This window comes from Alteromonas sp., from assembly GCF_984505615.1.
This window is the reverse complement of sequence record NZ_CFHOXV010000072.1, coordinates 1-9534: the sequence shown is the minus strand read 5'-3', so window position 1 is coordinate 9534 and position 9534 is coordinate 1. Positions and strand designations below refer to the sequence as shown.

At 49.7% G+C, this 9534-nt stretch carries 8 protein-coding genes; 7 read left to right on the top strand and 1 reads right to left on the bottom strand.

Translation table 11 applies throughout. The features are described 5' to 3' along the window. Both AC4PME_RS20220 and AC4PME_RS20215 read left to right on the top strand, forming a co-directional pair. Nucleotides 1-2076 (top strand): TonB-dependent receptor (locus AC4PME_RS20220; protein ID WP_491529745.1); only part of this gene is annotated, 2076 nt, incomplete at its 5' end. A 140-nt stretch (nucleotides 2077-2216) separates the two neighbouring features. Next, nucleotides 2217-2540, top strand: a complete 324-nt coding sequence (locus AC4PME_RS20215) for a gamma-glutamylcyclotransferase family protein (RefSeq protein ID WP_491044646.1) — start codon at nucleotides 2217-2219, stop codon at nucleotides 2538-2540. 238 nt (nucleotides 2541-2778) lie between these two features. Here AC4PME_RS20215 and AC4PME_RS20210 read toward each other — a convergent pair whose 3' ends face one another. Further along, entirely contained in the window at nucleotides 2779-3711 is a 933-nt protein-coding gene (locus AC4PME_RS20210) for an NAD-dependent epimerase/dehydratase family protein (protein WP_491044647.1), read from the bottom strand. A gap of 222 nt (nucleotides 3712-3933) precedes the next feature. On the opposite strand from AC4PME_RS20210, the gene AC4PME_RS20205 reads away from it, so the two are divergent. The 5 genes from AC4PME_RS20205 (at nucleotide 3934) to AC4PME_RS20185 (ending at nucleotide 9357) form a co-directional block, all read left to right on the top strand. Continuing rightward, the gene (locus AC4PME_RS20205) at nucleotides 3934-4233 is read left to right on the top strand and encodes an antibiotic biosynthesis monooxygenase family protein (protein ID WP_119499552.1); all 300 of its coding nucleotides are present in this window, start codon (nucleotides 3934-3936) and stop codon (nucleotides 4231-4233) included. Nucleotides 4234-4259: 26 nt separating this feature from the next. Next, complete coding sequence (hisD, locus tag AC4PME_RS20200) at nucleotides 4260-5588, top strand: histidinol dehydrogenase (RefSeq protein WP_119499553.1); 1329 nt, start codon at nucleotides 4260-4262, stop codon at nucleotides 5586-5588. 8 nt (nucleotides 5589-5596) lie between these two features. Beyond that, complete coding sequence (locus tag AC4PME_RS20195) at nucleotides 5597-6370, top strand: SDR family NAD(P)-dependent oxidoreductase (RefSeq protein ID WP_119499554.1); 774 nt, start codon at nucleotides 5597-5599, stop codon at nucleotides 6368-6370. A gap of 2 nt (nucleotides 6371-6372) precedes the next feature. Further along, the gene (locus AC4PME_RS20190) at nucleotides 6373-6795 is read left to right on the top strand and encodes a VOC family protein (protein ID WP_119499555.1); all 423 of its coding nucleotides are present in this window, start codon (nucleotides 6373-6375) and stop codon (nucleotides 6793-6795) included. Nucleotides 6796-7056: 261 nt separating this feature from the next. Continuing rightward, nucleotides 7057-9357 carry a TonB-dependent receptor gene (locus AC4PME_RS20185; protein WP_491044648.1) on the top strand — a complete coding sequence of 767 codons (2301 nt, stop codon included), beginning with the start codon at nucleotides 7057-7059 and terminating at the stop codon, nucleotides 9355-9357. Nucleotides 9358-9534 lie beyond the last annotated feature (177 nt).

The window sequence follows — 9534 nt, the reverse complement described above, 5'->3', positions numbered from 1 at the left end:
GTGGGACAGGACAATACCTACGCCATTCGTGGCATCGGTTCCCAGATTTTTGCCGAGACTATCGACCCCAGCGTTGCGCTGGCCATTGACGGCGTAAGTCTGGGCAGGAATGCACTGGCCGGTCAGCCCTTCAACGACATCGCTTCAGTGGAAGTGCTGAACGGTCCGCAAGGCTTGTTGTTCGGTAAAAATGCGTCTGCAGGTCTGGTCAATATCGCAACGAAACGCCCGGTCATTGATGAAAGCTCAGGCAATATCTCATTTGAATACAATTTAAGAGATACCACGCCAACAGATGCTACCGGCAAGATTGCAAAAGGCACTATTAATCTGCCGGTATCAGAAAATTCTGCTCTGCGCATCAATGCGTTGTATTCCATGCAGGACAGTATTATCGACAACATCTATCCCAATACTGAACGTACGGACTTAGATCAGGAAAAGTCCGGGATTAAATTGAAGTACCTGTATGAAGATGGTCCGCTGAGCCTTTATTTTATTGGTGACTACAATAAGAACGAAGGCACCGGAGAGCGCTATGCCAGAACGTTCCGTGAAGTCGATCCTGACAGTGAGATTGTCGCGCTACTGGCAGCAGACAACATTACGCCAGGGCCAGAAAACATGACCAATAATTCCGATGGTGAGATGTTTCAGGACGTAGAAACCGGTGGGCTGCAGGGAGAAGTGGTTTACGCATTCAACAATGGTATGGAGCTTATCAATATCGCTGCGTGGCGCTACTTCGACAGTGACGCGAACCTGCATAACGACTTTTCATCGCTGCCCGATATCGTTAATAACCCGAACACCAATGAGTATGAACAGTTCTCCAATGAATTACGTCTGGTGTTTCCTGCCACTGAAAACTATTCCGGTCAGGTGGGCTTATTCTATTTCGATTCAGAATCAAATATGACAAACAGTCTGGAAGTGCAGGGGCCGCCGCCGTTTGTAGCCGTTGGATTTCCATTCTGTGTAGAGGCTGAGATATCCGGTCCGCCACCGGGCTGCCCCTACAGCAACGACGTGTTTTTAGGTAACGACTCGGTGACTACGCTAACGCAAACCAGCTACGCCGCTTTCGGACAGTTCGATTTCTATGTTACAGATAAACTCACTGCCACCGCCGGCGCCCGGGTGACGCAGGATGAAGTTACTTCCGATGTACTGCAAATGCAGAAAGATTATTTCATCGGTATCGGTGGCCCCCGTGGACAATTCAATGAATCAGTAGATAACACCAATCTGAGCTGGAAGCTGGGGGCACAGTACCAGTATGACGCCGACCTGATGATGTATGTGTCGGTAGGTCAGGGCTATAAAGCGCCGGGCTTTAATACCGACAATCAGGATAACGAAGCGATTCCGTTTGCCGTTGAAGATGAGATTTCTACCACCATCGAAGCAGGCTTTAAGAGCAAAGTGCTGGATGACAAGGTCATTTTCAACCTGTCCGTGTTTAATACCGATTTTGATAATTACCAGGCGCAGTCATTTAATCTCGATGCCCAGGCGTTCATTATCCAGAATGCTGCCACCGTAACTTCGCGGGGCGCTGAAATTTCAGTAAGAGCACTGGCCAGTGACAACCTGACTTTCTACTGGGATGTAGCCCTGCTGGATTCAACTTTCGATGAATTTGCACAGGCATCTTGTACACCAGACTCAACAGAGTGTGGACCCGACGATGCATTCTTTGATGCATCCGGGTATTCCACACCACTGGCGGCAGATTTCACGTCTACGCTTAAGGCACAGTACGAGCAGGAAATTACGGCAACGGTGTACGGATTCCTTAACGCCAGTGTATATTACCGGTCTGATATTAACTACGGGATTGCATCGCCTTCAACAGAGCTCGATGCCATCACTACCTTTAACATCAGTGCCGGTTTTGAAACCGATGAAGGCTTACGGGTGTGGGTATTTTGTAATAACTGTACCGACGAGAAATACCCCGTCTCTATGGGCTTTGATCCCGGTGAAAATAACCGTGGCTTTGCCTCAATTCACCAAACCTGGGGGCTCAACTCAGTGCGCTCTCTTGGTCTGGCAGCCTCCTGGGCATTTTAATCTCATTCAAAGCCAACTCGCCGGGAGTTGGCTTTTTCTTTATTCCGAATTTTCTGTGGGCCGGGTTGTGCCTGGTGGGGGCGGTGTACTTCATCTTCAGAAGCAAATTCAGTTAAACTTTGTTGAAAAGGAGTATCAACATGACTGCATTATTTGTTTACGGCACCTTACGGCAAGGTTTTCCCAACGAGCATATACTTACCGCAATTGGCGGTGAATTCGAAGCCGGGTATCTGCACGGACATTTAATTGAAGAAGGTTGGGGCGCTGCACAGGGCTGCCCGGGATTAAAGCTTGCTGCACATGGACAACGTATCGATGGTCAGGTATTTACGTCTCCCTCTTTGGATAAACATTGGCAAGATCTCGATGATTTCGAAGGTGAAGAGTATGTGCGAACAGAAACCGAGATCCAGTTGATAAGCGGGGAAAAAACGAAGGCATTTGTGTATGTTTTGAAGTGAATTTTTAAATCAAAAAAGCAGCTTTATAAAAGCTGCTTTTTTTAATTCTTTTCGCAATTATGATGACGGCGATTCTGAAATTTCCGGTGATTCCGCATCTTCATTTTTTTCAATAATTTCCGGATTGCACATCGTTAAAATATCGCAAAGAAAATACATCATTTGGAATGTCTCCCGTCTGTAAGATGTACCGAATATACCGCCACACCAATAGCTTTACAAGGGTAAGACAATAAATTTACAAAAGTGTGTTTTTTACCAGTGCCGTAATGTCACCGTCGTGACGGAATCCCGCATGCTCTGCGGCTGGCGTGAACAAAGGCGGCTGTTTTCCAAACCCTTCTTCCAACGCTGCATCGGGCTTCCAGCTGACCAGTTCTTCAGACGCGCCGGTCTGCGAGGCAATTTCCCTTACCAATTCAATCATACTAATTCTCACTGCAGGCAGCGTAACAACACGGCTTACCGGCATTTGTGAGCTGTCCAGCACGGCAGCATTCAAAAGGTTATTCACACACTGGTTCACTGACATCAGCCACATGGTAGCCTGTTCAGACACCGGAGAAACATAAGCCTGGCCCGCCTTGAGCAAATGAAATACATCACTCAGAAAAGCCGATTTCAGGCCACTTTTGGCAAGGGGGCGGGCAACAATGCCGGGCAATCTTACTGTCACGGTATCGGCCAGTTTGCGGCGGGAAAAATCAGCCAGTGCTAACTCAATCATGGCCTTATGCGTGCCGTAGGTCATGGCCGGTACAATCGGGGCATTGTCGTCTACCACGTCAGGCATAGGAGCGCCGAGGACTGCTATCGTACTGGTGTACACAATACGAGGGCGGTGACCATTTTCGCACGCCTTTGAAAACAGGGTCAGTGTGCCATCCAGGTTCACCGTCTTGGAGAGTGCCGGGTTCTGTTCTGCCGCACCGCCGGGAACGGCTGCAAGGTGGAACAGAATATCACAGGGTGATGAGAACACTTCTGACAGCATGGTTTCATCAGAAAAAGGGGTTTCAAACGCCGCAACCCGGTCATGATTTTTCAGGAAATCGGGTAATACCATATCAATGGCAATCAACTGCCAGTCCGGCTTTGCCAGAATAGCATCACACAACTTTTGTCCTACGAAACCGCCTGCGCCGGTTACCACCACTCTTTTCATTTGCATTTACCTTTTTCTCATTGTGGATACAAATAATAAAACACCTTTTAAAGCGTAAATATTCGTTTTCCAGATACATTTTATTAATAAATCCGATTCGGATTTCACGCCCTAATTTCTTATAAATACACTCACTGATTTATACCTGTTGACTGCGTGAATTTGTTTGTCAGGAAAACATGCCTGAAATTAACAAAGCAATTAATCTGAAAATTTTGGAGTGAAAATATGGTGACAGAAATGGCGCGACTGGTCGTTTCTCCTGAGAACAAGATCCGGTTTGAAAAAGCGGTCTCTCTGGCTGTGGAACACTTCAAACAAGCAGAAGGTTGCCACAGCTTTGCTCTGGATGCAGTGATTGAGAACGAAGGCGAATATGTTTTGCTGGTGCGCTGGGACTCTGTCGAAGCGCATATGGAAACTTTCCGGCAGTCTGAAGGCTTTGCAGCCTGGCGGTCGCTGGTGTCTGAGTTCTTTATTGCCCCGCCGGCGGTGGTTCACACCAGAACAGTGATAGACGGCTTTTAATTACCCTATTTGTAACGGAGACCACCATGGCTATTTGGTTAAAGCGGGGCGCGGAAGCGCAGGTTAAAGCAGATGCTGACCGCAAAGTACGCGAGATTGTAGAAGCGACACTTGAAGACATTGAAAAGCGGGGCAATGCGGCTATCCGCGATCTTTCCGTTAAATTTGATAACTGGGACAGAGAAGATTACCGGCTGACAAAGGAAGAAATTCAGGCGTGTATGGACTCGCTGTCTCCGCAAGATCTGAAAGACATTGAATTCGCCCAGACGCAGGTGCGTAATTTCGCGCAAATTCAGCGCGACTCCATGAAAGATGTAGAAGTAGAAACTCTGCCGGGGGTTATTCTGGGGCACAAGAATTTACCGGTAAACGCTGCCGGTTGTTATGTGCCGGGCGGAAAATATCCGCTGCTGGCTTCTGCTCATATGTCGGTTATCACCGCGAAAGTGGCCGGTGTTCCCCGTGTTATTACCTGTGCGCCACCGTTTAAAGGCAAACCCGCGCCGGCCATTGTAGCTGCGCAGGCACTGGCCGGTGCCGATGAAATTTATGCGCTGGGCGGTATTCAGGCTATCGGCGCAATGGCGCTGGGCACCGAAACCATCAGTGGTGTGGATATTCTGGTTGGCCCGGGCAATGCGTTCGTTGCTGAAGCGAAGCGTCAGTTATATGGCCGTGTAGGTATCGACTTATTTGCCGGTCCTACAGAAACTCTGATCATTGCTGATGAGTCGGTAGACGGTGAAATGTGTGCTACTGATATTCTCGGTCAGGTCGAGCACGGACCGGACAGCCCGGGTGTGCTGCTGACTAATTCAGAAAAACTGGCCAGAGAAACCATGGCAGAAATTGAGCGTCTGCTGGAAATTCTGCCTACCGCCGACCATGCCCGTAAAGCGTGGGAGACCTTTGGTGAAGTTATCGTGGCAGAAAGCTATGAAGAAATGGTGCAGATTGCTGATGAGATTGCCAGTGAGCACGTGCAGGTAATGACGGCTGATCCGGATTATTTCCTTAAAAACATGACTAACTACGGCGCGCTGTTCCTTGGTCCGCGTACCAATGTGGCGTATGGCGATAAAGCTATCGGTACTAACCACACGTTGCCAACAAAGAAAGCCGCCCGTTATACCGGTGGTCTGTGGGTTGGCAAATTCATTAAAACCTGTACCTATCAGAAAGTGGTTACCGACGAGGCTTCTGCATTAATCGGTGAGTACTGCTCGCGCTTATGTGGTCTGGAAGGCTTTGCCGGTCATGGTGAACAGGCAAACCTGCGGGTGCGTCGTTACGGCAATATTGATGTGCCGTATGCCGGAACGGTTACACCCACCGCAAAAACGAAGGTTTAGGAGTCACTATGACAAACAGTACTTTACCGGCATTACCGGACTTTCGTCTGGAGGGTAAACGGGCACTGGTTACCGGTGCAGGGCGGGGCATTGGCCTCGCCATTGCTGCCGGACTGGCGGAAGCCGGGGCATCGGTAACACTGGTTGCCCGCTCCGCCGGCGAAATTCAATCTGCGGCAGAGGCCATTTGTGCGCGGGGCGATAAGGCGCAGGCTGAGGTACTGGATGTCAGTGATCTTAATGCAGTGCGTGACTTCTTCGAACGGCACGACCCGTTTCATGTGCTGGTCAATAATGCCGGTACTAACCGGCCAAAACCGGTCACTGAAGTCACAGAAGACGACTACGATGCGGTACTTAATCTGAATGTGAAAAGCGCCTATTTTGTCGCACAATCCTGTATTCAGCGCATGATTGCCGGTGGCGTTAAAGGGTCGCTGATTCACATCGGATCGCAGATGGGACATGTGGGCGGCGTTAACCGCTCGTTATATTGTGCATCGAAATGGGCACTGGAAGGCATGAATAAAGCCATGGCCCTCGATCTCGCTCCGCACGGGATCCGCACTAACACTATTGCCCCTACGTTTATTGAAACGCCGCTGACCAAACCTTTCTTTGAGGACAAAGCTTTTCTGGCTTCTGTGCTTGAAAAAATCAAAATCGGCAGACTGGGTAATGTGCAGGATCTTATGGGCGCGGCATTGTTTCTGGCATCAGATGCATCCGCATTAATGACCGGCACCAGTCTGGTAGTCGACGGTGGCTGGACAGCGGAGTAAGCATGACTGATAACGTGTTACCGGAATTTATATTCCATCATGGCGGTGTAAGTGTGCCTGATCTTGAACAGGCAAAAACCTGGTATGCCAGCGTGCTGGACTTTGCCACCGAGCGGGAATTTTACATCGAAGCTGCCAGGGCGAAGGTGGCGATGGTACGACGGGGTGACCTGCGCTTCGAAATATTTGAAGTGGAAGGGGCGGCTTCGTTGCCCGAAGAAAGGCGGCATCCACCGCAAGATGTAAAAACCCACGGCAATAAACACGTGGCGTTCAAAGTACCTGATCTGGAACGCTTTCTCGACGTTGTGGAAGCTCGGGGAGCCGATGTTGCCTTCGTGGTCAGGGAGAAGTTTGGTAAAGGCTGCTTTATCCGCGATTGCGCAGGAAACCTTATTGAATTTGTTGAAGAAAACAGAAGCTAACTGCCTGCGTTTCTGTTGTCCGTAACGGCAGTGTGTTTATCACACTGCCGTTTTTTTTCGCCCGACATTCACTATTGCCGTTACAAATATCTGGCATCGGTAATGACGATTTAATTTAATCTTCACGTTTCTCTATTGTTGTTCCGTTGTTAATCAATTGTGATTGCCTATAGCGGTTAGCCGGCGCGCTAATTTGTCGCCAGGATGATAAAACCGCCCCGGCGTTTCACAAACGGATGAGAGAACCTGGAGTACAAACCTGTGAACAAAACGCGAATCCCTACTATGCTCGCCCTGGCTGTCGCTGCTGCCGTGACCCCGGCTTACGCCCAGTCAGACAATGAAAACGCGCAGTCCGGCCTGGAGGTCATTGAAATCACTTCCCAGCACCGCACTGAGAATGTGCAGAAAGCGGCACTGGCGGTATCAGCCATTTCCACAAAGCAGTTGGAAAAGAGCGGCATCACGCAGCCTGACCAATTGTCATTTTTAGTGCCTGCGCTGCAAATCAACAAGACCGGCGGCACAGGGAACAGTTTTTACGTACGGGGTGTGGGTACACAGGGAACGAATGCGTTTGCCGAAAACGCGGTGGCCTTCAACTATGACGGTGTTTACATTGGCCGTCCGGGCTCTGTGGTGGGAACTTTTTTCGACCTTGAGCGACTTGAGCTGCTGAAAGGACCTCAGGGAACGCTTTACGGCCGTAATGCTACCGGCGGTGCTATCAATGTTATTTCCCGCAAGCCTGAGTTGGGCTACACAGAGGGCTACATTAGCGGCAGTGTTGGAAATTATAATTCACGTCAGTTGGCGGGCGCGGTAAATGTTGCTGTCAGTGACAACTCAGCTTTGCGCATTTCCGGGCAGTGGGTCAGCCGCGACGGGTATTTATCAGACGGTTATGATGACGAAGACGGAAAAGCGTTGCGGGTGCACTACCTGTATGCCCCCAATGATAAATATGACGTATTGCTGAGCGGTGACTACTACAAGGCTGGCGGCAAAGGTGCGGGCAGTGTGCTGATCTCTGACGGCGCGCCGGAAATTGATGAGCGGATTGGTGGTGCAGACCCGGTGAGTATAGCGGCATTTGAAGCAGCCCAACCCACCTCCTTTTTCCTCAGCCGCCCTGAGTTTGTCAGTACTTACATGGATTTTGAGACCTTCAATTTCTATGACGCTGACGAGGGCGTTGATTACGAAGGCTATCAGGACAGTACTTTCTGGGGGGTGTCCGCCACTATCAACGCTCACTTTGACAGTGGCTCGCTGACGGTTATTCCTTCTTACCGCGTGGCTGAGCCTGACACAACCTTCTACTTGCCTGGTTTTCCGGTTATCAACCAGGACGAGAATAAGCAAAGTTCACTGGAAGTGCGCTTCGCCTCAAACGATACCGGCGCAATTAAGTACGTTGCCGGTGCATTCATTTACGCTGAAGATCAAAAATCTTTGACCTGGGCGGCGCCTTTTTCCTTTGCTGCTTCATTATGGGGGCCGGCTGGTGAGTATGTTTACTCTGATCTAGGCACAGACAGTCAGGCGGTGTTCGGACAAATGACCTGGTCGGCCACTGATAACCTCCGCTTTACTTTAGGTGCCCGTTTCACTGATGAAGAAAAAGAGATGCAGGTGCGTCAGTCCCCGCTGACGCTGGAAACGTATAACTTATACGACTTTAACAATACGCCCGACACTGTGCAGGCTGAAGACGAGCGCTCTTTCAGCAACTTCACCTACCGCGCGGGAATTGAATACGATGTGAATGCAGATTCCATGCTGTATGTGAACTACACCACCGGCTTTAAATCGGGCGGCTTCTTTGCTGACTCTGTCGATAACTCCTATGAACCGGAAGAAATCGGCGCGCTGGTGGCCGGTAGTAAAAATCGCTTTATGGATAATCAGCTACAGCTGAACATTGAAGCTTTTTACTGGGACTATAAAGATCAGCAGGTGACTTATCTGGGTTACTTACCGTCCGGCGCATTTGGTTCTCTCACTCGTAATGCCGGTGCTGCCACCATGCAGGGGGCAGAGGTAGATATTCAGTATGCTGTCAGCGATTACGGTTTGCTGAAAGCGAATATTCAGTATCTGGATGCCAGTTACGATGAGTTCATTTATGACGGAGCAGGAGCAGACACAACAGTAACCACCTGTGCAACTACTCCCGATGATGACGGTACTACTCTGGTGGTTGATTGTTCCGGTAAACCGGCACTCAATAGTCCTGAATGGACATTGAATCTGGGGTACGAACACACATTCGAACTCAGTGACGGGCTTTATCTGGTGGGCTCAGTCTGGCATCACTACGAAACAGAACGCTATCTAGATATTGGTTACGAAGATTCACAAAAACAGGATGCTGTTGGTGTCACAGATCTATCATTTACACTAGACAACGGCGGGGCCTGGACAGTGACTGTGTACGGAAACAATATCACTGACGAAACGGTACTGACTGCCGCAATACATCGCCCGGCATCAACCGCTACTTATGCAGCACTGAAAGCACCACGTACTTACGGTGTCAGAGCTAAGTACAACTTCTGATATACAGATAAGAGAAAACCCCGCTGACAGTTAACTGGCAGCGGGGTTTTTAATTGGCGGGTTATACGGGCAATGTCTTGCCCGCTATTCGCCAGACGACACTTACCAGGCAATGGCCCCTGCATCAATGGAAAAATCTGCGCCGGTGACAAAGCTGGCTTCGTCACTGGCAAGATA